Annotated in this window: 20 protein-coding genes and 2 pseudogenes; 6 read left to right on the forward strand and 16 right to left on the reverse strand. The window is 70.7% G+C overall.

What is annotated here, in order from left to right:
* From MKW14_RS28840 to MKW14_RS28865, 6 genes are all read right to left on the reverse strand, one after another.
* The coding region (locus tag MKW14_RS28840) for a ribulokinase (RefSeq protein ID WP_308314643.1) at nt 1–1051 on the reverse strand (1051 nt) is incomplete at its 3' end.
* A 94-nt stretch (nt 1052–1145) separates the two neighbouring features.
* The gene (locus MKW14_RS28845; RefSeq protein WP_240867182.1) at nt 1146–3200 is read right to left on the reverse strand and encodes an RICIN domain-containing protein; all 2055 of its coding nucleotides are present in this window, start codon (nt 3198–3200) and stop codon (nt 1146–1148) included.
* 104 nt (nt 3201–3304) lie between these two features.
* Nucleotides 3305–4825, reverse strand: a complete 1521-nt coding sequence (arfA, locus tag MKW14_RS28850; protein WP_240867186.1) for an arabinosylfuranosidase ArfA — start codon at nt 4823–4825, stop codon at nt 3305–3307.
* 56 nt (nt 4826–4881) lie between these two features.
* Nucleotides 4882–5784, reverse strand: a complete 903-nt coding sequence (locus MKW14_RS28855; protein ID WP_240867188.1) for a carbohydrate ABC transporter permease — start codon at nt 5782–5784, stop codon at nt 4882–4884.
* Nucleotides 5781–6773 carry a carbohydrate ABC transporter permease gene (locus MKW14_RS28860; protein ID WP_240867190.1) on the reverse strand — a complete coding sequence of 331 codons (993 nt, stop codon included), beginning with the start codon at nt 6771–6773 and terminating at the stop codon, nt 5781–5783. Before MKW14_RS28860 ends, MKW14_RS28855 begins: the two co-directional genes overlap by 4 nt.
* Before the next feature lie 97 nt (nt 6774–6870).
* A complete protein-coding gene (locus MKW14_RS28865; RefSeq protein ID WP_240867192.1) occupies nt 6871–8220 on the reverse strand; it encodes an ABC transporter substrate-binding protein in 1350 nt (449 codons plus the stop codon).
* Between the two features lie 320 nt (nt 8221–8540).
* On the opposite strand from MKW14_RS28865, the gene MKW14_RS28870 reads away from it, so the two are divergent.
* Nucleotides 8541–9587, forward strand: coding sequence for a LacI family DNA-binding transcriptional regulator (locus MKW14_RS28870; RefSeq protein ID WP_240867195.1), 1047 nt, complete (start codon nt 8541–8543; stop codon nt 9585–9587).
* Nucleotides 9588–9901: 314 nt separating this feature from the next.
* Here the strand turns inward: MKW14_RS28870 and MKW14_RS28875 are convergent, their stop codons facing one another.
* The 3 genes and pseudogenes from MKW14_RS28875 to MKW14_RS41365 all read right to left on the reverse strand — a co-directional run bounded on the left by MKW14_RS28875 (nt 9902) and on the right by MKW14_RS41365 (nt 11541).
* Nucleotides 9902–11017, reverse strand: coding sequence for an ADP-ribosylglycohydrolase family protein (locus MKW14_RS28875; RefSeq protein WP_240867197.1), 1116 nt, complete (start codon nt 11015–11017; stop codon nt 9902–9904).
* A 112-nt stretch (nt 11018–11129) separates the two neighbouring features.
* A pseudogene (locus tag MKW14_RS41630) lies at nt 11130–11306 on the reverse strand (tetratricopeptide repeat protein); the annotation flags it as partial.
* Nucleotides 11307–11343: 37 nt separating this feature from the next.
* On the reverse strand, nt 11344–11541 hold the full coding sequence (locus tag MKW14_RS41365; RefSeq protein ID WP_308314644.1) for a hypothetical protein: 198 nt from the start codon (nt 11539–11541) through the stop codon (nt 11344–11346).
* Between the two features lie 523 nt (nt 11542–12064).
* Between MKW14_RS41365 and MKW14_RS28885 the strand changes: the two are divergent.
* Nucleotides 12065–12565, forward strand: a pseudogene (locus tag MKW14_RS28885) (DUF2165 domain-containing protein); the annotation flags it as partial.
* 140 nt (nt 12566–12705) lie between these two features.
* On the opposite strand, the gene MKW14_RS28890 reads toward MKW14_RS28885, so the two are convergent.
* The 3 genes from MKW14_RS28890 to MKW14_RS28900 form a co-directional block, all read right to left on the reverse strand.
* Nucleotides 12706–13269: a hypothetical protein gene (locus MKW14_RS28890; protein WP_240867200.1), complete on the reverse strand. Its 564-nt coding sequence runs from the start codon at nt 13267–13269 to the stop codon at nt 12706–12708.
* Nucleotides 13270–13341: 72 nt separating this feature from the next.
* A complete protein-coding gene (locus tag MKW14_RS28895) occupies nt 13342–15927 on the reverse strand; it encodes a bifunctional FO biosynthesis protein CofGH (protein ID WP_240867203.1) in 2586 nt (861 codons plus the stop codon).
* 38 nt (nt 15928–15965) lie between these two features.
* On the reverse strand, nt 15966–16814 hold the full coding sequence (locus MKW14_RS28900) for an LLM class F420-dependent oxidoreductase (protein ID WP_240867206.1): 849 nt from the start codon (nt 16812–16814) through the stop codon (nt 15966–15968).
* Nucleotides 16815–16980: 166 nt separating this feature from the next.
* Between MKW14_RS28900 and MKW14_RS28905 the strand changes: the two genes are divergently transcribed.
* Nucleotides 16981–18483: a CehA/McbA family metallohydrolase gene (locus MKW14_RS28905; protein ID WP_240867208.1), complete on the forward strand. Its 1503-nt coding sequence runs from the start codon at nt 16981–16983 to the stop codon at nt 18481–18483.
* Between the two features lie 370 nt (nt 18484–18853).
* Here the strand turns inward: MKW14_RS28905 and MKW14_RS28910 are convergent, their stop codons facing one another.
* The 3 genes from MKW14_RS28910 to MKW14_RS28920 form a co-directional block, all read right to left on the reverse strand.
* Nucleotides 18854–19258 (reverse strand): type II toxin-antitoxin system VapC family toxin, encoded by a 405-nt coding sequence (locus MKW14_RS28910; RefSeq protein WP_240867210.1) that lies wholly within the window; start codon nt 19256–19258, stop codon nt 18854–18856.
* Nucleotides 19259–19267: 9 nt separating this feature from the next.
* Nucleotides 19268–19465 (reverse strand): hypothetical protein, encoded by a 198-nt coding sequence (locus MKW14_RS28915; RefSeq protein WP_240867212.1) that lies wholly within the window; start codon nt 19463–19465, stop codon nt 19268–19270.
* A gap of 76 nt (nt 19466–19541) precedes the next feature.
* Nucleotides 19542–19976 carry an ATP-binding protein gene (locus MKW14_RS28920; RefSeq protein ID WP_240867214.1) on the reverse strand — a complete coding sequence of 145 codons (435 nt, stop codon included), beginning with the start codon at nt 19974–19976 and terminating at the stop codon, nt 19542–19544.
* A gap of 201 nt (nt 19977–20177) precedes the next feature.
* On the opposite strand from MKW14_RS28920, the gene MKW14_RS28925 reads away from it, so the two are divergent.
* Together MKW14_RS28925 and MKW14_RS28930 are read left to right on the forward strand one after the other, a co-directional pair.
* Entirely contained in the window at nt 20178–21032 is an 855-nt protein-coding gene (locus tag MKW14_RS28925) for a helix-turn-helix domain-containing protein (protein WP_240867217.1), read from the forward strand.
* A gap of 10 nt (nt 21033–21042) precedes the next feature.
* On the forward strand, nt 21043–21246 hold the full coding sequence (locus MKW14_RS28930; RefSeq protein ID WP_240867218.1) for a DUF397 domain-containing protein: 204 nt from the start codon (nt 21043–21045) through the stop codon (nt 21244–21246).
* Here MKW14_RS28930 and MKW14_RS28935 read toward each other — a convergent pair.
* Nucleotides 21233–22024, reverse strand: a complete 792-nt coding sequence (locus MKW14_RS28935) for an endonuclease/exonuclease/phosphatase family protein (RefSeq protein WP_240867221.1) — start codon at nt 22022–22024, stop codon at nt 21233–21235. The two genes, MKW14_RS28930 and MKW14_RS28935, sit on opposite strands and share 14 nt — an antisense overlap.
* A gap of 110 nt (nt 22025–22134) precedes the next feature.
* Between MKW14_RS28935 and MKW14_RS28940 the strand changes: the two genes are divergently transcribed.
* A complete protein-coding gene (locus MKW14_RS28940) occupies nt 22135–22530 on the forward strand; it encodes a nitroreductase/quinone reductase family protein (RefSeq protein ID WP_240867223.1) in 396 nt (131 codons plus the stop codon).
* Nucleotides 22531–22547: the final 17 nt, after the last annotated feature.

The raw sequence follows: 22547 nt of genomic DNA on the forward strand, positions 1-22547 counted from the left end.
CGGCGTATGCGGCCGGGAACCCGGTGCGCACGAACCAGGCGAAGATGTCACCGACACCGCTCTGACCGGCCTCATACCCCCACAGGCCCGGCAGGATCCCGCCGTCCACCACCCCGCACATGCCCGGCACCACACCGTGCTGGTCGGAACTCATCACATGACAGGTCGAGGTGCCCATGATGGCGACCATCTGACCCGGTTCCACCGCGACCGCCGCCGGGGCGGTGACATGCGCGTCGACGTTGCCGACACACACCGCGATCCCCTCCGGCAGCCCGGTCCAGGCCGCCGCCTCCGCCGTCAACCCACCCGCCGCATCGCCCAGCTGGCCGATCGGCTGCTCCAGCTTGTCCGTCACGAAGCCCGCGAACTCGGGGTTGAGGGCCTCCAGGTAGCCGCGGGAGGGATAACTCCCCTCCTGATACTGCCCCTTGTAGCCGGCGGTGCAGGCGTTGCGGACATACCTCCCGCACAACCGCCACACGATCCAGTCCGCCGCCTCCACCCACCGCTCCGTGCGCCGGTAGACCTCCGGATCCTCCTCCAGCACCTGCAGCGCCTTGGCGAACTCCCACTCCGAGGAGATCTTCCCGCCATACCGCTCCAGCCACGGCTCCTTGCGCTCGGCGGCCAGCGCGTTGATCCGGTCCGCCTGCCCCTGCGCGGCGTGATGGCGCCACAGCTTGACGTAGGCGTGCGGGCGGGCACCGTACTCCGGCAGCTCGCACAGCGGCGTGCCGTCCGCCAGCACCGGCAACACCGTGCACGCGGTGAAGTCCGTGCCGATGCCCACCACTTGCTCGGGACGGATCCCGGCGGCCGCCAGCGCCGCCGGCACCGCCTCGCGCAGCACGTCGATGTAGTCCGAGGGCACCTGCAGCGCCCAGTCCGGCGGCAGCCGCGTACCGTCCGGCAGCTCACGGTCCAGGACCGCGTGGCCGTACGCGTGCTCCGCCGTCCCCAACTCGGCGCCGTCACGGACCCGGACCACCACAGCGCGGCCGGACAGGGTACCGAAGTCCACACCCACCACACAGAGTTCTTCAGACACGGCGGGCCTACCTTTCTTGTTCGGTATGTCAGTCATGGTTCGGAATGTTGGACAGAAGATCGGGGGCCCGGCTGCGAAGCCGGGCCCCTGAGGGTCAGTTGACCCGTACGACCTGCCACAGTTCGTCATCGGCGCCGGTGTCGGTCGCCTGGACGATCAGGGCGCCGTTGGCCGTGGAGGCGGAGGCGACGTCCGCGACCAGGCCGCTGGCGGAGTTGACGAGCTTGAAGTAGCCGCTTCCCGCGTCGGTCAGCGTCCAGTTCTGGGAGTTCGCGCCGGAGGACGCGTTCTGGACGACGGCCGCGCCCGACGAGGTCGAGCCGTTGTTGTCGAGGAACAGACCGCTGTTGACGTTCTTCACGGTCCACGCCCCGCCGGCGGCGGACTGGAACGTCCACAGCTGGCAGTTGTTGGCGGTGTTCACCCACTGGCCGGCCTGCTTGCCCGTGGCGGTGGAGGCGCCGGGGATCTCGAAGAACTTGCCGCTGTTCTTGTTGACCAGCCGGTACTGGCCGGTGGACAGGGTGGGCAGGGCGGTCTGGGTGAGGTTCCAGCGCTGGCAGGCGCAGCCGGTGTCGGACCACTGCCCGGCGGCGGTGCCGACGGTGGTGGAGGCGCTGGGGATCTCCAGGTACTTGCCGCTGATCCGGTTGGTGGCGGTGAAGCCGCCCGCCGGGTTCGGGGCGATCGCCCACTCGTGGTCGAGGGTGCCGTTGTCGTCCCACTGCAGGACCTTGGCGCCGTTGGCGGTGGACTGGTTCTGCACGCCCAGGACCTTGCCGCTGGCCACGTTGAAGATCTTGAAGTAGCCGGACGTCTGCTGGACGAACTTCCACTTCTGGTCGCTCGCGTTGTCGGCGTTCTGCTGGGTGGCGTTGATGCCGTTGGTGGTGGAGCCGCCCGCGATGGCCAGCATGAGGTGGCTGTTGGCGTTGGACATCGTGTAGGTGGCGCCGTCGGAGATGCCGCCGCCCAGGTCGATCGTGCCGTAGGTGACGGGGTTGAGGCCGGTACTGGTCAGGTGGCCGCCGCTGAGGACCAGCAGGCTGTGGCCGTCGGAGAGCGGGACCATGCCACGGCTGTAGCCGCCGGGGACGGTGGAGGCGATGCGCGTCCACTGGCCGGAGGCGCCGTTCTGCGTGTTGAGGAACAGGTCGGTGGTGCTGTTGGCGCTGACGACGAGGGTGCCGTTGGCGCCGCCGGTCGGCAGCCAGGTGATGTACGGCGAGCTGGTGGGCACGGTGCCGTCGGTCGCCTTGAGGGCGATGCCGGTCGCCGAGCCGAAGGCCTCGGGGTCGGCGGAGATCTTGTAGTAGACGGCGAAGCCGCCCTCGGGGGCGCCCCAGAACTCGTACGTCATCACGTAGCTGCCGTTGGGCAGCTTCGCGACCGTCGGCATGCCCGGGCGGTCGCCGTAGGTCGAGGTGGCGACATCGTTCACCACGGAACCCCAGGTCAGGCCGTCCGTGCTGACCTGGTGCACGATCTTCTGGCCGTTGTTGGGGTCGCGCTGGTCGGAGTAGTACACGATCAGCTTGGAGCCGGACACCATCAGGAACGGCTCCCACACGGGCGTCTGGCCGTTGGTGGGGTCGGCCTTGCCGCCGGTGGCGATGGTGCTGACGTAGGACCAGCTCACCCCGTGGTCGGTGCTGGCGTACAGGTCCAGCTCGGTCGTGGACAGGTCGCTCGGGATGGAGTTGCCGGCGGCGAGGATCGTGCCGGCCGGGAAGTTGCCGACGGCGGTGGGGAGTTCGTACAGGAACGGCTGGTAGCGCATGCCGAAGCCGTTGTGCGTGTCGGTGATGCTGGAGATCTGGGTCCAGCTGTTGCCGTTGTCGGTGCTGCGGTAGACCGGGAAGACCGGGGTGCCCGAGCTGTACTGCTCGAAGGTGGCGAGCAGGGTGCCGTTGGAGGATCCGCTGTACTGCAGGCGCAGGCCGCGCGGGTAGAGCGAGCCGGGGGACGGGGTGCCCGACGCGGGGGTGTACATCGTCTGCGAGGCGCGCGAGATCGCGTGGGCCGGGCCGGCGGAGGGGATGAGGAGGGCGACGGCAGCTGCGAGCAGGGCCAGCAGCACGGTGATCGTCTGGGGTCTGCGGACGGCGGGTGCGGCGCGGTGTACGGCGCCTTCCCTGGTGGTGGACATGCGGCTCCCAAAGGGTGTCCGGGGAAGAGGGGTGGTGCCTGACCCGCCGCTCCCCGGGGAGGAAGAGCGGGGAGTCGGGAGCGGTGGGTGTCCGAGGGGGTGGGTCAGCCGGCGCGGCGCAGCCGGACGACGTTCCAGGAGACGGGCGAGAGGCTCACGGTGAGCCGTCCGTCGGTGACGGCGCCGGTCTCGGCGGTGTAGGGCCGGACCCGGTCGGGGTCGTCCTGGGTGTTGGTGGCGCGGATGTCGGGGTCGCTGAGCACGGAGTGCTCCACCGGCGTGTAGCCGGGGAACGCCCGCAGGTCGAGGGCGAGTTCGACGTTCTCGCCCTGGTGCCGGTTGACGGCGAAGACGGTGAGCTCGTCGGGGCCGTCCGCGCCCTCGATGTGGGTGGCCACGGCGTCCACGACCGGAACTCCGCCGAATCGTTTCGTCTCGTACAACGGCGCGACCGGCGCCACCCGCAGGACCGTACCGCGGGCGTGCCGGGCGGCCTGGGCGAAGGGGTGGAAGGTCGTCTGCCGCCAGCTCGGGCCGCCGGCCTCGCTGCGGATCGGGGCGATGACGTTGACGAGCTGGGCGAGGCAGGCGGCGGTGACACGGTCGCTGTGCCGCAGCAGGCTGATCAGCAGACCGCCGACCACGACGGCGTCGGCGACGTTGTACTCGTCCTCGATGACGCGCGGGGCGACGGCCCACTCGGTGGGCTTCTCCGCCGCCTCGAACCGGGAGTTGTACCAGACGTTCCACTCGTCGAAGGAGAGCTGGATCCGCTTCTTGCGGCGCAGCTTGGCCCGGACGTGGTCGGCGGTGGCTACCACCGACTCCACGAAGCCGTCCATGTCGACGGCGGAGGCGAGGAAGCTGCCGAGGTCGCCGTCGAGCTCCTCGTAGTAGGCGTGGCAGGAGATGTAGTCGACCTGGTCGTACGCCTCCTCCAGGACGGTCGCCTCCCAGGCGCCGAACGTCGGCATGGAGGAGCTGGAGCTGCCGCACGCCACCAGTTCGAGGTTCGGGTCGATCATGCGCATCGCGCGGCCGGTCTCGGCGGCGAGCCGGCCGTACTCGGCGGCGGTCTTGTGGCCGGTCTGCCAGGGGCCGTCCATCTCGTTGCCCAGGCACCACATGCGGATGCCGAACGGGTCCCGGGCGCCGTTCTTGACGCGCTGGTCGGACCAGGCGGTGCCGCCGGGGTGGTTGGCGTACTCCAGCAGGTCGAGGGCCTCCTGGACGCCCCGGGTGCCGAGGTTGAGCGCCATCATGGGCTCGACGCCGGCCTTGCGGGCCCAGGCGGCGAACTCGTGCAGTCCAAAGGCGTTGGTCTCGGTGCTGTGCCAGGCGAGGTCCAGGCGGGTGGGCCGGTCGGCGACCGGGCCGACGCCGTCCTCCCAGCGGAAGCCGGAGACGAAGTTGCCGCCGGGATAGCGCACGGTGGTCACGCCCAGCTCGCGCACCAGCTCCAGGACGTCACGGCGCAGACCGTCCTCGTCGGCCTCGGGGTGGCCGGGTTCGTAGATGCCGGTGTAGACGCAGCGGCCCATGTGCTCGACGAACGAGCCGAAGGTACGGGGGCTCACGTCGGCTACGCGGAAGGCGGGGTCGACGGTCAGGGAAGCGTGCAGCATGAAGGGCGCTCCGGGAGGTGCGGGGGAAGGAGGGGGGAACAGGCGGGCTCTTCAGCTCACTTGAGGCTTCCGACGGTCAAGCCGCCGCGCCAGTAGCGCTGGAGGAGGAGGAAGGCGACGATCAGCGGGAGGATCGCCACCAGGGAACCCGCGATGACGAGGGTGAACAGCGCGTTGGCGCCGGACTGGATCAGCGCTCCCTGGTACCAGGACTGCAGGCCGACGGTGAGCGGGAACAGCTTGTCGTTGTTGAGCATCACCAGCGGCAGGAAGAAGTTGTTCCAGGTGCCGACCATGGAGAACAGCAGCACCGTGACCAGGGCGGGCTTCAGGGTGGGCAGCGCCACGTTGAACAGCACCCGCAGCTCCCCCGCGCCGTCCACGCGGGCCGCCTCCAGCAGCTCGTCCGGCAGCGACTCCTGCACGTACACCCGCACCAGGTAGACGCCGAACGGGTTGAGCAGCGAGGGCAGGATGACCGCCCACATGGTGTTGGTCAGCGCCACCTTGCTCAGCAGCAGATAGGTGGGGATGGCCAGCGCGGTCGCGGGGACCATGATGGCGCCGAGCAGGCTGGAGAAGAGCAGGTTGCGGCCGGGGAAGCGGTACTTGGCGAAGGCGTACCCGGCGAAGGTGGCCACCGCCGTCGCGCCGACGCCGCTGACGCCCGCGTAGATCGCGGTGTTGCCCATCCAGCGCAGGTACTCGCCGTCGTTGTAGGTGAACAGCTGGCGGAGGTTGTCGAAGAACGAGGCCGGCGAGTGGAACCAGAGGGCGGCGGTGGAGAACAGCGCGTCGTTGTTCTTGGTGGCCGCGACGACCAGCCACCAGAACGGCAGCAGGAAGTACAGGATCATCGCCACCATCACCGCGTTGACGGTGACGCGTCCGCGGGCGGCGGAGGTACGGCGGGGCGCCCGGGCGGGGGCGGCGGGGGCGGGGGCTGCGGCGGTCGTCACTTCAGTCCGCTCCTTTTGCGCGTGGCGAACAGGAAGAGGTAGGAGCCGATGAAGACCACCGCTCCGAGCGAGAAGGAGATGGCGGCGGAGTAGTTGAACTCCGAGTACTGGAAGGCGAGGTTGTAGGCGTAGAGGTTCGGCGTGTAGTCCGGGCTGATCACCGAGGAGGCGGTCGGCTCCAGGACACGCGGTTCGGTGAAGAACTGCAGGGTGCCGATGATGGTGAACATCAGGGTGAGGACGATCGCCGAGGACACCATCGGGATCTTGATGCGCAGGGCCGTCTGGATCTGCCCGGCGCCGTCCAGCTTGGCGGCCTCGTAGACCTCGCGGGGCAGGCCCTGCAGCGCCGCGTACAGGACGATCATGTTGTAGCCGGTCCACTGCCAGGTCACGATGTTGCCGAGCGAGGTCAGCATCAGGCTGTGCCCCAGCAGGTCGACCTTGCCCATGCCGAGGGCGTGGCTCAGGGTGTTCACCGGGCCGAAGGTCGGGCTGTAGAGGAAGCCCCACATCAGCGCGCCGATCACGGCGGGCACGGCGTACGGCATGAACAGGGTCATGCGGAAGACCTTGGCGAGCCTGCTGGTGACCTCGTCGATGATCAGCGCACCGAGCAGCGCCAGCCCGAGCATGAGCGGGATCTGCACCAGGCCGAAGACCGCGACCCGGCGCACACCGGAGAGGAAGTGCGGGTCGGTGAAGGTCTGCTTGTAGTTGGCGAACCAGCTGAAGTGGTCACCGCCGACCAGGGTGGAGGTCCTCAGGCTCAGCCAGAAGGCGTACGCCAGCGGCGCCACCAGGAAGGCCAGGAAGAGCAGGGTGAACGGGGTGATCAGCAGCAGTCCCATGCCCCGGTGGCGGGAGCGGGCGGACCGCCCGGGGGAGCGCCGGCCGCTCCTGCCGCCGGCCGTCGGGGCACCAGCCACCGCGGCGGGGGCGGAACTTGCGGGCGCGAGTGCTGGTCCCTGCTGTCGGAGCAGGCTCATCACATCTCCTTGCGCGTCGTACGGGCCCCCTCCGACGGCGGACGGATGACGCGTGGGGCGTCGGCGGGGGCGGTGCGGACTCGAGAAACCGGGCCGGTTACTTGTTGACCTTGAATCCCTGCTTGGACGCGTAGGAGGTCACCTGGCTCTGGACGTCGTCGTTCACCGCGGACCAGTCGGTCTGGCCCTGGATCGCCTTGCCCACCTCGCTGGTGTCGGTGTTGTAGGCGAAGTCCTGGAACGGGCTCCAGTCGAAGGTGGAGATGCCGTTGGCGGCGGGCACGAACACCGAGTTGATCTGCTGGCCGCCGAAGAAGGCGTACTTCTTCTGCTTGAAGTAGGCGCCGTTGAGGATCGGGTTGGACAGCGGGAAGAGGTAGGCCTGGTCGATGCCGATCTTCCAGGCGGCCTCGGAGGTGCCGAAGAGTTCCCGGGCGACCTCGGTGGCCTCCTTGGGGTGCTTGGTCTGGGTGGTCACCGCGAAGCTCGAACCGCCCCAGTCGCCCTGGTCGCTGCCGCCCGCCGTCCACTGCGGCAGCGGGGCCACGCGCCACTTGCCGGCGGTCTTCTTGGCGACGCTGGAGAGGTAGCCCGGGCCCCAGCCGGCCGCGATGTAGGTGGCGTACTTGCCGGTGCTCAGGCCGTTGTAGAAGTCCGTGGTGGCGTACGAGGTGGTGTCGACCAGCTTGTTCTTGACCAGGTCGCCCCAGTAGTCGTACACCTTCTTCGCCCCGGCGTCGTTCAGGTTGACCCCGATGTCCGGCAGCTTGCTCGCCGAGTAGGTGTAGGGGCGGGAGCCGGCCTGCCACATCAGGCCCTGGCGCCAGCCGGCGGCGGTCTCGTCGCTGCCGAAGTCGGTCAGGTAGGCGTTCGGGTCGGCCTTGTGGAGCTTGACCGCCTCCTGCTTGAACTCCGCCCAGGTGGTCGGCACCTTCAGGTTGTACTTCTTGAAGAGGTCGGCCCGGTACATCATCGTCATCGGGCCGCCGTCGACCGGTATGGCATAGACGTGGTCGCCGTCGGAGGACTGGTTCCAGGCCCAGGACACGTAGTTGCCCTTGTCCGCGTTCGCACCGTACTTGCCCATGTCGAGCAGGCCCTTGGTGAGCTGGATGGTCGGCAGCTCCTGGAACTCCAGCATGACGACGTCCGGGGCGCCCTGGCCGGCCTTGAGCGCGGTCTTCAGCTTGGTGTACTCGTCCTGGCCGACGCCTGCCTGCACCCAGTCGACCTGGACGTCCTTGTGGGTCTTGTTGAACTGGTCGACGACCTGCTTGAAGTCCGGGTACCAGGCCCACACCTTGATGTGCACCGGGCCGCTGGACGAGGATCCCGAGTCGCTGCCGCCGCTGGAGCCGCAGGCCGCGAGGAGCACGGCGGCGAGGGCGGCGGAGGTCGTCGCGACGGCGGTCCGGCGCAGAGAACGGGGCAGTCTGGTGGACGACATGAGCATTCTCCTGGGTGAGGGTGCCGAGAGGGCAGGAAGAGGGAGGGGATCGGTGAGCGGTATGCGGCGGTACGGGCCGGAAAAGAGTACGCGGAATCCTCATCTCGAACGCCGTTCGAGATTTCGGCCAGAGAACTGGTGGCGGCTCCTACCGGTTGTCCGAGCGCGACAGGGTCGACAGGAGGCGGTTCCCGATCATCCCTTCGGGTGCCCCTGCTAGGCTCTGCAGCGCTGCAAAAGTGTTAACCGAAGGATTGCCACGCTGCAAGAGCTGGGGCGAAACTTTCCACAACGACCCCCATCCGGGATGAAGGTGACCTATGGCAAAAGGCGTCACACTCCGCGACGTCGCGGCGTTGGCCGGCGTCTCCAGTCGCACCGTGTCCAACGTGGTCAACGGCTACGCGCCGGTCGCCGAGAGCACCCGGGCGCGGGTGCAGCAGGCCGTGGACGAGCTCGGGTACCGGCCGAACGTGCTCGCCCGCAACCTCGCCTCCGGGCGCTCGGGGCAGCTCGCGGTGGTCGTGCCGTATCTGGACACCCCGTACTTCGCCGAGCTGTTGCAGGGCATCATCCGGGCGGCGCGGGTGCGCGGGTACAACGTCCTGATCGACCAGACCGACGGCGACGCCGAGCACGAGAAGCTGTTCCTCAGCCGCGGCTCGCAGCAGCTGCTCTTCGACGGCGTGATCTTCAGTCCGCTGGGCCTGGCCCAGACGGACCTGACCGAGCGTGACGCGAGCCTGCCGCTGGTGGTGCTCGGCGAGCGGGTCAGCGACGGCAGCTTCGACCACATCGGCATCGACGACGTCAGCGCCTCACGCGAGGCTACCGAGCATCTGCTCGACCTCGGGCGGCGGCGCGTCGCGGCGATCGGTGACCAGCCGTACCGCACGGGTGAGGCCGCGCAGCTGCGCACCCGCGGCTACCGGCTGGCCCATGAGCGGGCCGGTCTGCCCGTCCGGGAGGAGTACGTCATCTCCACCCCGCGCTTCAACCGCTCCGACGGCGCCACCGCCATGGCCCACCTGCTCGACCTCCAGGAACCCCCGGACGCGGTCTTCTGCTACAGCGACCTGGTCGCGCTCGGCGCCCTGCACACCCTGGCCGCCCGCGGACTGCGGGTCCCGGAGGACGTCGCCATCGTCGGTTACGACGACATAGAGGACGCCCGTTACTCGAACCCGCCGGTGACGACGGTCTCCCCGGACAAGCGGATGATCGCCGAGACGGCGGTGGAACGCCTGCTCAAACGCATCACCACCCCGACCCCGGTCCCCGGCATGGAGATCCGCGCCCCCCACCGCCTCATCCCCCGAGCAAGCACAATGGGCCCCACGCTTCCGGCCCCGGCCACGGGGGCCTGAGCGGGTCTGAGCGGGGTCTGAGCGACGGCTACCCCGGCCAGACGCCCGCGCCCGCGCTGTCCCCGACCCGCGCCGGGGACCGGTCCGACGCGGCGGATCGCGATGCGCACCGGGCCGGGCCCGGGATGGCCGCATCCCGACACGCCCCCGACCCGACAGCACCCTGGCGCCACGCCACACCGGAGCCCGGTCCGTCCGACACGGCGGATCGCGATGCGCGCCTGGCCCGGGAGCGCGACGGCCGCATCCCGACGCGCCCCCGCCCCGACACCACACCGGCGCCGCGCCGTTCGGCCGGATGAGGGTGATGCGCTCTACGCCCTCGGGTAGCGCGCCAGCCAGCCCGGGGAGGAGCCGGCCGGGCCGTGGAGGGCCGGGCCCTGGGTCATCTCCATGGCGAAGTCGTCGGCGAGTTCGAGGACGGTGGGGCGGCCCTCCAGTTCGGCCAGCCAGGCCGGGGGCAGCGCCGTCTCGCCGTGCAGGGCGCCCAGCAGACCGCCGGTGAGGGCGCCGGTCGGACCGGAGGGCCCGTCCTGGTTCACGGCGAGACACAGACCGTGCCGTACGTCCTCGCCGACCAGGGCGCAGTACACCGCGGCGGCCAGCACGCCCTCGGCGGAGCCGTCGCCGGCCAGTTCCTCCACGCGCAGCGGTGTCGGTATGCCCTGCCGTACCGCGCCCAGCGCGTGCTGCAGCGCGTCGGACACCGGCTGGTGCCCCGGCCGCGCGGCGAGCAGCGCGAGCGCCCGCTGCACCGCGCCGTCCAGGCTGTCGCCCCGGGCCAGCGCGTGCACGATCACGGCGTACGCTCCCGCCGACAGGTAGGCGGTGGGGTGGCCGTGAGTCTGCGCGGCGCACTCCACCGCGAGCTGGACGACCAGTTGCGGCTCCCAGCCGACCAGCAGCCCGAAGGGCGCGGACCGGGCGACCGCCTCGGGCCCGACCTCGGCCGGGTTCTTGGGCGCGTCCAGCGTCCCCATGGTGTCGTCGCCGAACCCGATCAGCAGCGAACGGGCCGGATCCCGGCGCGCGTACAGCCACTCCTCCCGCGCCAGCCAGCCGTCGTCCTTGCGCCGCTCGTCGGGCCCCCAGTCCCGCTGGGTGGCCGCCCACCGCAGATACGCCCGGTGCAGGTCGGTCGGCGGATGCCAGGCGCCGGTGTCACGGCGCACCTGGGCCCGTATCAGCCCGTCGACGGAGAACAGGGTGAGCTGGGTGAGGTGGGTGACGGCACCACGCCTGCCGTAGGCGAAAGCGAGGTCCACGAGCCCCTCGGCGCCGTAGGTCTCGCGGATCTGGTCGAGGTCAAGGGCGTCCACCGGCGCCCCGAGCGCGTCACCGACGGCCGCTCCGAGCAGGGTGCCGCGCACCCGGCTGCGGAAGTCCTGCTGCTCGACCCGGCCCCACACGGCCCCGGTAGTCACAGTCACCAAGACCTCCCCTGCGGCACCGCCCGACGCATGACAGTCCAGCACTGTAATCGAACGGGGACGGTGCGTTCAGGGGGCGTGTATGTATGGGAGGAGTGACGGAAGTGACCGTTCATGACCGGTTTCGACCGGATGTGCCGTCGTCGGCGAGCTGACCGAGCCGGACGAGGACGGCGGCTCGCTGCTCCCGTGCCCAGGGGCAGTCGGAGTTGAGTTCCAGGGCCCGGTCCAGAGCGGCGAGGGCCTCCGTGTGGCGGCCCAGGTTGCTCAGCGAGGCGCCGCGGCCGGCGTGGGCCGAGGCGTAGGTGCCGCGTCCGCCGCCTCGGTCAGCGCGTCCAGCAGCACCGGGGTGAGCACGCGGCCGGGTCCAGGACGAGTCGTACGTCCTCCTGGCTGCGGAAGCGGGCGCTGAGCCCGGCCCGCAACCGGTCGACGCCCTCGGCGAGTTGGGGGGGATCGAGGGCGCCGGCGAAGGCGCCGACCACGGGCACGGCCGTCGCGCCGATCAGCCCGGCCCGGGTCACCGCGAGGCTCCCCCGCCGATGGGCCGTCCCGGTCCGTGTCCGGCGCGGCGAGCACCGCCTCCGCCTCGTGCCGCCGCTCCCGATGGGCCGCGAGAAGCCGGTCGGGTTCCTTGAACCGGTGCCCCTGGGCGGCGAACTGACGGCTGATCACCTCCAGTGCCTCGGGCAGGTCGGCGGCGCTCTCGTCGACGTACGCGGTGAGCGCGCCCCGTTCACGGGCGATCTGCTCCAACTCCCGTATCAGGAAGGTCTTTCCGACGCCTGCGTTGCCGTGCGCATGGAAGCGGAAGCAATGCCGCTCGTCCTCCGGCGCCCAGGTCCAAGTCGCCCCGGAACGCGGCCCGTTCGGCCGCTCTGCCGACGAAACCGGCGCGTCTACGGCGGGCGATCAGCTCCTGCATCGACGGCCGCGACCCCCGTGCCCGCGCCACCGGTCCGTCCTCTCGTCCCAGAACCCCTCGCGTCGGCAACATTCTGGCCCACGGGGTGAGCACGGCTGATCCTCCCGGGCAAGATTGCTGTCATGTCCACCAACACACCCCCCACCACCCGAGCCCTCGACCTCACGGCCGGGCTGCTCACCGCCGGCGTGGCCCTCTACATCGCGCTCGTCGCCTTCGGGAACATCACCGACTTCGGGACGAACCAGGCGTTCGTGCAGCACGTCCTCGCCATGGACACCACGTTCAAGGACGACGACCTGATGTGGCGCGCGATCACCAACAAGGGCCTGCAGAACACCGCTTACGTCCTGATCATCGTCTGGGAGACCCTGGCCGCGCTCGTGCTCATCTACGCCACCTGGCTCTGGGCCCGGCGCGACCACGCCCGTGCCCGCGCCATGTCCGTCTACGGGCTGCTGATGCTGTTGCTGCTCTTCGGCGCCGGGTTCATCGCCATCGGCGGTGAGTGGTTCTCCATGTGGCAGTCGAAGACGTGGAACGGACTGGACGCCGCCCTGCGGGTGTTCGTGTTCGCCGGGATCTCGCTGCTCGTCGTGCTGTTCAGCGACCGCAGGCCGAGCGACACCACGTCCAGCGCCACCACGTCGAACGACATCACGTCCGGCGCCACCACGTCGAACGACATCGCGTCCGGCGCCACCAAGGCGAGCGACACCGGGCGGACCGACGCCACTACGTGACGACCGCTACGTGACGACCGCTACCTGACGACCGCGACCTTCGTGCCCGCGGTCCCGAAGGCCCACAGCGCCGCCCCGTCCGCCGTCCGCATCCGGACACCACCGGTACGGACGCCGGTCGCGGGCGGCGGCGAGGCGCCGTCGACCGCGTTGGAGAAGGCGATGTTGACGCCGGACTGGGCGGAGAAGTACACGATGTGCTCGATCTTCACGCCGTCGGATCCGGTGATCGGGCCCTCGGTGCGGGTGCCGACCGTGTAGGTGCCCACGGCCGGGCTCACCGTCCCCGGCCAGACGGCGAAGGTGCGGCGGGCCGCGTCGCTCGCGTCGACCAGCCAGACCGTCTTCTGCCCGAGCGAGTACACGATCCGGCGCCCGGTCCCGGAGCCGTCCGGCACCTTGGCCGGGGCCGCGGACTTCGTGGCCGAGGGGTGCGCGCCCGCCGAGGCCGACGCCTGCGGCCGGGAGGCGGCCACGTGCGGCTTCGGTCCCTTGTCGGCCTGCACGGCCAGGACGGCGACAGCGGCGATCGCTCCTACCGTCAGACCGGTCACCCAGACCTTGGGGGCTGGCACGGCACGCATCTCCTCGGTTACAGGACCCCTGGAACCCGTCGGAACAGGGGTCCGATCATCGTACTGTGACGCTCCCGGTCCTCAGTCCAGCACGGGCAGCAGCTCCGGAAGGTGCCCGTCCGAGACCGCCGCGGCCCGCTGCCGCTCCTCCGGCACCTCGCCGTAGAGCGTGGTCCGCGGCCTCGCCGGCCGTCCGGCGGCCTCGGCCACGGCGATCAGGTCCTTGACCGACTTGTACGAGCCGTACGACGACCCGGCCATCCGGGAGATCGTCTCCTCCATCAGCGTGCCGCCGAGGTCGTTGGCGCCCGAGCGGAGCATCTCCGCCGCGCCCTCCGTGCCCAGCTTGACCCAGCTGGTCTGGATGTTGGGGATGTGCGGGTGCAGCAGCAGACGGGCCATCGCCGTCACCGCGCGGTTGTCGCGGACGGTCGGTCCGGGGCGGGAGATCCCCGCCAGGTAGACGGGCGCGTTGGTGTGGATGAACGGCAGGGTCACGAACTCCGTGAAGCCGCCGGTCTGCTGCTGGATGCGGGCGAGGGTGCGCAGATGGCCGAGCCAGTGACGGGGCTGGTCGACATGGCCGTACATCATCGTGGACGAGGAGCGGATGCCGAGTTCGTGCGCGGTGGTGACGACCTCGATCCAGGTCGCGGTCGGCAGCTTGCCCTTGGTCAGGATCCAGCGGACCTCGTCGTCGAGGATCTCGGCGGCCGTCCCGGGGATGGTGTCGAGGCCGGCCTCCTTCGCCGCCGTCAGCCACTCCCGGATCGACAGGCCGGTGCGGGTGGCGCCGTTGACGACCTCCATCGGGGAGAAGGCGTGCACATGCATGCCGGGCACCCGCTCCTTGACCGCCTTCGCGATGTCGAAGTACGCCGTCCCCGGCAGGTCGGGGTGGATCCCGCCCTGCATGCACACCTCCACCGCGCCGACGTCCCAGGCCTGCTGGGCGCGGTCGGCGACCTGCTCCAGGGAGAGCGTGTAGGCGTCCGCGTCAGTCCGCCGCTGGGCGAAGGCGCAGAAGCGGCAGCCGGTGTAGCAGACGTTGGTGAAGTTGATGTTGCGGGTGACGATGTACGTCACGTCGTCGCCGACCGCCGCCCGGCGCACGTCGTCCGCGATCCGGGTCAGGGCGTCCAGCGCGGGCCCGTCCGCGTGCAGCAGCGCCAGCGCCTCGGCGTCGGTCAGGCGGGTCGGGTCGTCGGCCGCGGTCGCCAGGGCCGCCCGGACGTCGGTGTCGATGCGCTCGGGCGCCATGCCGGGCGCCGCGGCCTCGCGCAGCTCCGCCCAGTCGCCGTACACCTCGTCGAAGTCGTCCCGGCGGTCGGAGGTGCGGCCCTCGGTGTCGATGGCGGTGTGCAGGTCGGTGCGGCCGGAGGCGGTGAAGGCCTCCTCGGGTTCCTGCCAGGGGTGCCCCTCGACCACCGCGTCCGGGAGGGCCAGTCCGGTCTCCGGGTCCGCCAGCGCCCGTACGTGCGGGCGCAGCCGCGGGTCCAGCCAGGGTTCCCCGCGCTTGACGAACTCCGGGTAGACGCAGAGACGTTCCCGCAGCGCGAACCCGGCCGCCTTCGACCGTACGGCCAGCTCCTCGATCTGCGGCCAGGGGCGCTCGGGGTTGACGTGGTCGATGGTCAGCGGGGAGACCCCGCCCCAGTCGTCGATGCCCGCCCCGATGAGCCGCTCGTACTCGCCCTCGACCAGGTTGGGCGGGGCCTGCAGACAGGCGGCCGGGCCCATGATGTGCCGGGCGACGGCGATCGTCGCCACCAGCTCGTCCAGCTCCGCGTCCGGCATGCCGCGCATCGCGGTGTCCGGCTTGGCGCGGAAGTTCTGGATGATCAGTTCCTGGATGGAGTGGTAGGCGCGGGAGATCTTCCGCAGCGCGAACAGCGACTCGGCCCGCTCCTCGTAGGTCTCGCCGATGCCGATGAGGAGGCCGGAGGTGAAGGGCACGGAGGACCGCCCGGCGTCCTCCAGCACCCGCAGCCGTACGGCGGGTTCCTTGTCCGGGGAGCCGTGGTGCGGGCCGCCCGGCTCGGACCACAGACGGGTCGCGGTGGTCTCCAGCATCATGCCCATGGACGGCGCGACGGGCTTGAGCCGCTGGAAGTCGGTCCAGGACAGCACGCCGGGGTTGAGATGGGGCAGCAGCCCCGTCTCCTCCAGGATGCGGATGGATATGGCGCGGACGTACGCGATGGTGTCGTCGTACCCGTGCGCGTCCAGCCACTCCCGCGCCTCGGGCCACCGCTCCTCCGGCTTGTCCCCCAGCGTGATCAGGGCTTCCTTGCAGCCGAGGGCCGCGCCCTTGCGGGCGATGTCCAGGACCTCGTCCGGCGACATGAACATCCCGTGCCCGGCGCGGCGCAGCTTGCCGGGGACGGTGACGAAGGTGCAGTAGTGGCACTTGTCCCGGCACAGCCGGGTCAGGGGGATGAAGACGCTCTTGGAGTACGTGATGACGCCTGGCCGGCCGGCCGCCGCCAGGCCCGCGTCGCGCACCCGGGCGGCGGACGCGGCGAGGTCGGTGAGGGCCTCGCCGCGCGCCTGGAGCAGGACGGCGGCCTCGGTGACGTCGAGGGCGACGCCGTCCCGGGCGCGTTTGAGGGCGCGACGCATGGAGTTCTCGGTGGGGCCGGTTCCGGGGGTCGCGGAAGTCGTCATTCTTCGAGCATAAGGTCGGGCTGATCAGCGCCCGGAGGTCAGTCCAGGAAGGCGCCGCAGCCGTCCAGTGCGCGCAGCACCTCCGCCTCCCCCTCCGGCGGCAGCTGGACCACGACCTCCTCGATGCCGAGGTCGGCGTAGTGGGCGAGCTTGCCGGGGGTCGGGAAGACGGCGTACGGGACGACCTGGAGGGCGGCCGGGTCGCGCCCGGCGTCGGTCCAGGCGGCGCGCAGGACGGGCAGGGACTCGGTCAGCCCGCGACCGCCGATGGGCATCCAGCCGTCCGCGTACTCGGAGATGTGCGAGAACAGCTTGGGACCTGCCGCCCCGCCGATCAGCGTGCGCGGCCCGACCACCGGTCCGCGCGGCTTCTGCGCCGGCTTGGGGAAGGCGGAGGAGGCCCGTACGCTCCCGAACCGTCCCTCGTACGCCGTCGGTTCGTCCGTCCACAGCGCGCGCATCAGCGCCATCCGGTCCTTGACCAGCTCCCGCCGCGTCCGCCACTCCACACCGTGGTCGGCGGCCTCCTCGACGTTCCAGCCGAAGCCGAGGCCGAGGGTGAAACGGCCGCCGGAGAGGTGGTCGAGGGTGGCGATCTGCTTGGCGAGGTCGATCGGGTCGTGCTGGGCGACCAGCGTGATGCCGGTGCCGAGGCCGAGCCGTTCGGTCACCGCGGCGGCCTGACCCAGGGCGACGAAGGGGTCGAGGGTACGGCCGTACTCGGGCGGCAGCTCACCGCCCGCCGGGTACGGCGTCACCCGCTCGACCGGGATGTGGGTGTGCTCGGGCAGATAGAGGCCGGCGAAGCCCCGATCCTCCAGCTCACGGGCGAGCCGGGTCGGGGTGATGGTCTCGTCGGTGAGGAAGATCGTTACGGCGATACGCATGACCCATCTGTACCGGCCGGGGGTACGGATGTCCATACCGACCGGTCGGCACCTTGGTCACAGTGGCGGTGTGCCGACTGCCCTTCTCCGCGTACATGACATACCGTCGACCCCCGATTCCCTTCCCTTCCATAGCAGTTCACACCCGTACCGGAAGGTGGCCTCCATGTGTGAGGACGCGCACGGCATCGGACGACGGGCTCTGTTCGTGACGGGCGCGGCCGCCGCCCTTACGTTGGGAGGCGTGAGCTTCGCGGCGGCCGACGGCCAGGACCAGGAGACCAGGACGGTACGCGGCACCCTGCCCCCGGGTTCGCCGGACTTCGTCTACGTACCCGTCGAAGTCCCGTCCGGGGTAGGGGAGATCAGGGTCGCGTACACCTACGACAGACCGTCCGTCCCGGCGGGCACGCAGGGCAACGCCCTCGACATCGGCATCTTCGACGAGCACGGCACCGAGCTGGGCGGCCAGGGCTTCCGGGGCTGGTCGGGCGGGGCACGCTCGGAGTTCTTCCTCCGCGCGGACGACGCGACGCCGGGGTATGTGCCGGGCCCTGTCGGCGAGGGCACCTGGCACGTGGCGCTGGGCCCGTACACGGTGGCGCCGCAGGGCCTGTCGTACGAGCTGACGATCACGCTGACATACGGGGAGCCCGGGGAGACGCCCAGGCCGGTCTACCCGCCCTCGCGAGCGAAGGGCCGGGGCCGGGCCTGGTACCGCGGCGACTGCCACCTCCACTCCTGGTACTCGGACGGCCGCCGCACCCCGGCCGAGATCGCGGCGCTGGCCCGCGCGGCCGGCCTGGACTTCATCAACTCCTCGGACCACAACACCCACACCTCCCACCCTCACTGGGCCACGGAGGCGGGCGACGACCTACTGATCCTCCTCGGCGAGGAGGTCACGACCCGCAACGGCCACGTGGTGGCGCTGGGGACGGACCCGGGGACCTTCATCGACTGGCGCTACCGGGCCCGCGACAACTGCTTCGGCCGTTTCGCCCGCGAGATCCGCCGGGCCGGCGGCCTGGTGGTCCCGGCCCACCCGCACGCCACCTGCGTCGGCTGCGGCTGGAAGTTCGGGTTCGGCGAGGCGGACGCGGTGGAGGTGTGGAACGGCCCGTACACGCCGGACGACGAGGTGACGCTGGCCGAGTGGGACAACATGCTGGTCGCCTCCGTCCGGGAGGGCCGTGCCTGGATCCCGGCGATGGGCAACAGCGACGCCCACCGGGACCCGGACGCCGTGGGCCTGCCCCAGACGGTGGTCCTCGCCGACGCCCTCACCCGCGAGGCCATCCAGTCCGGCATCCGCGCGGGCCGCTCCTACGTCGCCGAGTCCGCGAAGGTCTCCCTGACCTTCACGGCCTCGGGCGCCCGGGGCGAACACGCGGGCATCGGCGAGCGGTTGGCGGTGGCCGCGGACACTCCGGTCACCGTCCGGGTGGAGGCGACGGGCGCTCCCCGCTGCACGATCCGCCTGGTCACGGACCAGGGCGTCCTGTACACGAGCGACCTCCTGCCGGTGTCGGGGTCGGGGGCGGCGGAGTGGCGCACGACACCGGCGTACGCGGCGTACGTCCGCGCGGAGGTACGGCACGAGACGGCGGCGGGGCCGGTACCGGGGGCGTTGGCGGCGTTCACGAACCCGATCTTTCTGGGGCGATAAGACCTGAAGGCCTAAATCGCCTCCCCTGCCACTCCACTAAACCCAACGAGGTCATTCCGTCAGTGCTGCCGTCAGAGGTGCAGACCAACGGTCGGGCTACGGCAGGAGTGTCAGCGCGGGGACGTGGGCGGGCTCTATGTAGGACGGCCCCGCGGCCTCGGACAGCTGGATGGGCAGAGGTTCACCCCCGCTGGTGTGCGGGCAGTCGCCCGAGGATTGCCAGGAACTTGGTCCATGTCCCAGCGTGTGGCGTGTCTGGTACCTCCCCCTCCCCGTCGGAGGCGACGCGCCAGCAGCCAGATTCCGGTCAGCCTGGTCACGGGCCGCTGCCTGTCTGGGAGCCGGGTTCGGCTGCGCCAGCGGTGAGCGGCTACTCCGCGCCGAGGATGCGCAGGCCGTGGTGGGCTCGGAAGTCCTCGTAGTCCTTGAGGTTGAGCGTGGCCAGCGGCAGGTCGTAGGTGAGGGCACAGGCCGCGATCCACATGTCGTTGATCGGGCGTGGGTGTCCGCGCTGGATGCCCGCGGCCGACAGGCGGCCCCAGGTCGCGGCGACGGCTTCATCGCCGGGCAGGACCGGGATGCCGGAGAGCCAGTCGGCGAGTTCCTGGCGGCTGCGGGCGCCCCAGTGGCGGATCTCGGTCCACTTGGTCAGTTCGCCGAAGGTCACGAAGGTGATCAGCGGCTTGCGGCCGATCAGCCTGGTGGCGAGCGGGCCGGCGAGCTTGCGCTTGTGGGACAGCGAGGCGACGTCGGTGTCGAGGATGACGGGTTGCACGGCGGCGGCTCAGGCGACGTCGCGGTGGCGCTCGGCGTACGTGAAGGCCAGGAACTCCTCCAGTTCCTCGTCCGACTCGAAGGTGTCGGCGGCGAGGTCGTCCAGGGACCGGATCGGCTGGGTGTTCTTCGCGGCCAGCAGCTCCTCGACCGAAACCCGGGGTCGAAGCGGTGGATAGCCGGAGTACTCCGCGCCGGGTGTGCTCATCGGGACCTCCACGGGACGGGCTGCGGCTAATGAGGCCAGCATACGGGGCTGACCCGCGCTGACACCGGGCTCCTGCTCACCACGCCCCCGCCCCGCACTCCGCCCACAGCAGCTTGCCGCCCTTCGAGGCGCCCAGTTCGCGGAGGACCGACGCGCCCCAGGCGTCCGCGCAGGCTCGGACCAGGGGGATGCCGCGGCCGTGTTCGGCGTTCGGTGGGGGTTCGGGGGTGGCCGCGTTCGTGAAGCCGGGCGGGACCCGTGGGTCCGTGTCCCATACGGCCACGCGGAGGCGGCCCGGTTCGGAGGACAGGAGGCGCAGGGCGTACGGGCCCTTGGTGTGGCAGTGCGAGTTGGTCAGCAGCTCCGCCGCCAGCAGTTCCGCGGTGGGGGTCAGCTCCGGCATCCCGTGAGCGGCGAGTACGAGTCTGAGGGTGCCCCGTGCGATACCCGGTGCGCGTGGATCACGCGGAAGGTGCAGGGTGTAGTTCCAGGACGGGGATACGGTGGCCATCGGAAGTCTCCGGTCACTGAGGGGAGTTGGACAGGTGCCTGGTGTCGATGCCGTGGCGTCCCACGGTGCGCTTCCAGACGGGGCGCCCGGAGAAGACGATAGGGGGAGCGCAAAGCTGCTTTGCGTGAGTTCGAAGAATCTGGGCGACTTCTCCCTCGTGTGGGTGACAAACTCGCGGTACGGCCGCTAGGAGGAGGTCCCATGGCGCCCAGACCCGCGCCGACGGCCCGACGCGTCCGGCTCGGCACGGAGCTGCGCAAACTCCGTGAGAGGGCCGGGCTGACCTCGACCGAGGCCGCACACCTGCTCGGCACGAGTTCGGGTCAACTCAGCAACGTCGAGTCGGCCCGCTTCGGCGTGAGTCCGGACCGTGTGCGGGCGATGGCCGGCGTCTACTCCTGCACGAACCAGCCCTACGTCGACGCCCTGGCCGACATGGCGGCCGAGAAGGCCCGCGGCCAATGGTGGGACGCGTACCGCGAGGTGCTGCCGTCAGGACTGCTCACCCTCGCCGAACTGGAGCACCACGCCAGCGCCGTCCGTACCGCGTTCACCGCGCACATCCCCGGCATGCTCCAGACCAGCGAGCACGCCCGGGAGATCTTCAGCCACGCGATCCCGGCCCCCACCCCGCCGGAGGTCGAGCACCGCGTCTCGCACCGGATCAAGCGCCAGGACTTCGTGTTCCGGGAGCGCCCCAATCCGTACAGCACGGTGATCCATGAGGCAGCCCTGCACATGCGGGTCGGCGGCCGGCGGGTGGCCCGTGAGCAGTTGCGCCACCTGCTCGACATGAGCGAACGCGACCACATCACCCTGCGGGTGCTTCCGTTCGACATCGGGGCGTTCCCCGGCTCGGGTCAGTCCATCAACTACCTGTGCGGTCCCGTACCGGCCCTGGACACTGTGCAGTTGGACCAGTTCCACGGTCCCGTACTCCTGGACGCCGAGGCCCATCTGGAGAAGTACCGGCGGCTTCTCGACGTCGTCGAAGCCATGTCCCTCAGCCCGGCGAAGTCCCGGGATCTGATCCTCGCCATCGTCCAGAACATGTGAAGGAGCCGGAATGCCCACGCACGCCTGGCGGAAGTCCTCCTACTGCCAAGAGGGAGAGGCCTGCGTCCACATATCCCGCACCCCCACCGCCATCCACCTCACCGACCGCCCCACCCCACCCCAAGCCGTCCTCACCGTCACCCCCGCGGCCTTCGCCGCCCTGGTCGACGCGTTGAAGGCCCGTACACCTCTCACGCCCGTCACCACACCCTGAGGTCCGCCGCCACCGCCGCGTGGTCCGAGGGCCAGACTCCGTCGACCGGGCCGTCGCCCGCTCGCCAGGCCCTTCGCACCGTGCCGAGGCCGGAGGCGTCCGTACCGATGTGGATGTAGTCGACGCGGGCGCCGGGGCCGTGGCTCGGGCCGTTGTAGGGGTTGGCGTGGTCCAGGGTGGCGGAGGGGGCGGACGGGTCGGCTTGGTCCCAGGCGTCGGAGAAGGTGTCCGCGCCGCGGAACAGGCGGATCTCGTCGGAGTCGGGGCCGGCGTTGAAGTCACCCGTGACGACGGGCGGGAAGTCGGTGCGGCCCCGGTGTGCCGCGACGAATCCGGCGAGGGCGGTGACCTGGCGGCAGCGGATCGCCGAGGCCGTGTGGTGGGAGGTCAAGTGGGCTGAGAAGAAGGGCACTTGGTGGCCCGGGGCGGCCACGCGCGCGTAGAGGGCGATGCGGCCGTCGTCGACGTCCTCGGGGGCGGGGAGGTGGAGCACGTCCCGCTCCACCAGCGGCCAGCGGCTGAGCACGGCGTTGCCGATCTCGACGCCCGTCCGGCCGATGCGCCGCTGCCAGCGGTCGGAGGCGGGCGAGGGGGCCCAGGTCCAGTGCATGTCGAGTTCGTCCGCGAGCCATCCCGCGAGGTTGTCGTCGCCCTCGGCCCACACCTCCTGCAGGCCCACGACGTCGGGCCGCAGGTCGTGCAGGACGGCGAGAACGGCCTTCTGCCGCTCGGCCCAGGGCCCGAAGCGCCACCACAGGTTCCAGGTCGCGATGCGCATGGGGCCACCGTCTCTCATCGTTCAGGCGTTCGCAGCTCCACCGGCTGTCCGATCCGGCGTGAGAGACATTGAAGAGCATCAGAACCACGACGAGACGGAGATCCACGAACATGACCCGTGACCACGAGAGCAGGTACCGGCTCGCCACCGCCTTCCAGCGCCGGCTCAACCCGATCATGCGCCGCCTGCCGCTCCAGACGGTGCTGGAGACGACCGGCCGCACCTCCGGACTCCCCCGCCGTACCCCGGTCGGCGGGCGGCGGGTCGGGGACTCGTTCTGGATGGTGTCGGAGTTCGGGGAGCGCGCTCAGTACATCCGCAACATCAAGGCCGACCCGAGGGTGCGGGTCCGCATCCGCGGCCGCTGGCACACCGGCACCGCCCACCTCCTCCCCGACGACGACCCCGTAGCCCGCCTGCGCGCCCTCCGCTCCCTGAACAGCGTGGCGGTACGGGCGATCGGGGCCGGGTTGTTGACTGTGCGGGTGGATCTGGACCGGGGATGACCGAATCGACCAGGAGG

Source organism: Streptomyces gilvus (genome assembly GCF_022513565.1).
In the GTDB taxonomy this organism is placed as follows: domain Bacteria; phylum Actinomycetota; class Actinomycetes; order Streptomycetales; family Streptomycetaceae; genus Streptomyces; species Streptomyces gilvus.

Excerpts from the sequence above, each read along its gene's own strand:
- MKW14_RS28915 (WP_240867212.1), bottom strand. The coding sequence starts at position 19,465 with ATGAGCACACCCGGCGCGGAGTACTCCGGCTATCCACCGCTTCGACCC.
- arfA (WP_240867186.1), bottom strand. The coding sequence starts at position 4,825 with ATGCTGCACGCTTCCCTGACCGTCGACCCCGCCTTCCGCGTAGCCGAC.
- MKW14_RS28900 (WP_240867206.1), bottom strand. The coding sequence starts at position 16,814 with ATGCGTATCGCCGTAACGATCTTCCTCACCGACGAGACCATCACCCCG.
- MKW14_RS28895 (WP_240867203.1), bottom strand. The coding sequence starts at position 15,927 with ATGACGACTTCCGCGACCCCCGGAACCGGCCCCACCGAGAACTCCATG.
- MKW14_RS28870 (WP_240867195.1), top strand. The coding sequence starts at position 8,541 with ATGGCAAAAGGCGTCACACTCCGCGACGTCGCGGCGTTGGCCGGCGTC.
- MKW14_RS28865 (WP_240867192.1), bottom strand. The coding sequence starts at position 8,220 with ATGTCGTCCACCAGACTGCCCCGTTCTCTGCGCCGGACCGCCGTCGCG.
- MKW14_RS28925 (WP_240867217.1), top strand. The coding sequence starts at position 20,178 with ATGGCGCCCAGACCCGCGCCGACGGCCCGACGCGTCCGGCTCGGCACG.
- MKW14_RS28860 (WP_240867190.1), bottom strand. The coding sequence starts at position 6,773 with ATGAGCCTGCTCCGACAGCAGGGACCAGCACTCGCGCCCGCAAGTTCC.
- MKW14_RS28845 (WP_240867182.1), bottom strand. The coding sequence starts at position 3,200 with ATGTCCACCACCAGGGAAGGCGCCGTACACCGCGCCGCACCCGCCGTC.
- MKW14_RS28920 (WP_240867214.1), bottom strand. The coding sequence starts at position 19,976 with ATGGCCACCGTATCCCCGTCCTGGAACTACACCCTGCACCTTCCGCGT.
- MKW14_RS28905 (WP_240867208.1), top strand. The coding sequence starts at position 16,981 with ATGTGTGAGGACGCGCACGGCATCGGACGACGGGCTCTGTTCGTGACG.
- MKW14_RS28940 (WP_240867223.1), top strand. The coding sequence starts at position 22,135 with ATGACCCGTGACCACGAGAGCAGGTACCGGCTCGCCACCGCCTTCCAG.
- MKW14_RS28935 (WP_240867221.1), bottom strand. The coding sequence starts at position 22,024 with ATGCGCATCGCGACCTGGAACCTGTGGTGGCGCTTCGGGCCCTGGGCC.
- MKW14_RS28890 (WP_240867200.1), bottom strand. The coding sequence starts at position 13,269 with ATGCGTGCCGTGCCAGCCCCCAAGGTCTGGGTGACCGGTCTGACGGTA.
- MKW14_RS28930 (WP_240867218.1), top strand. The coding sequence starts at position 21,043 with ATGCCCACGCACGCCTGGCGGAAGTCCTCCTACTGCCAAGAGGGAGAG.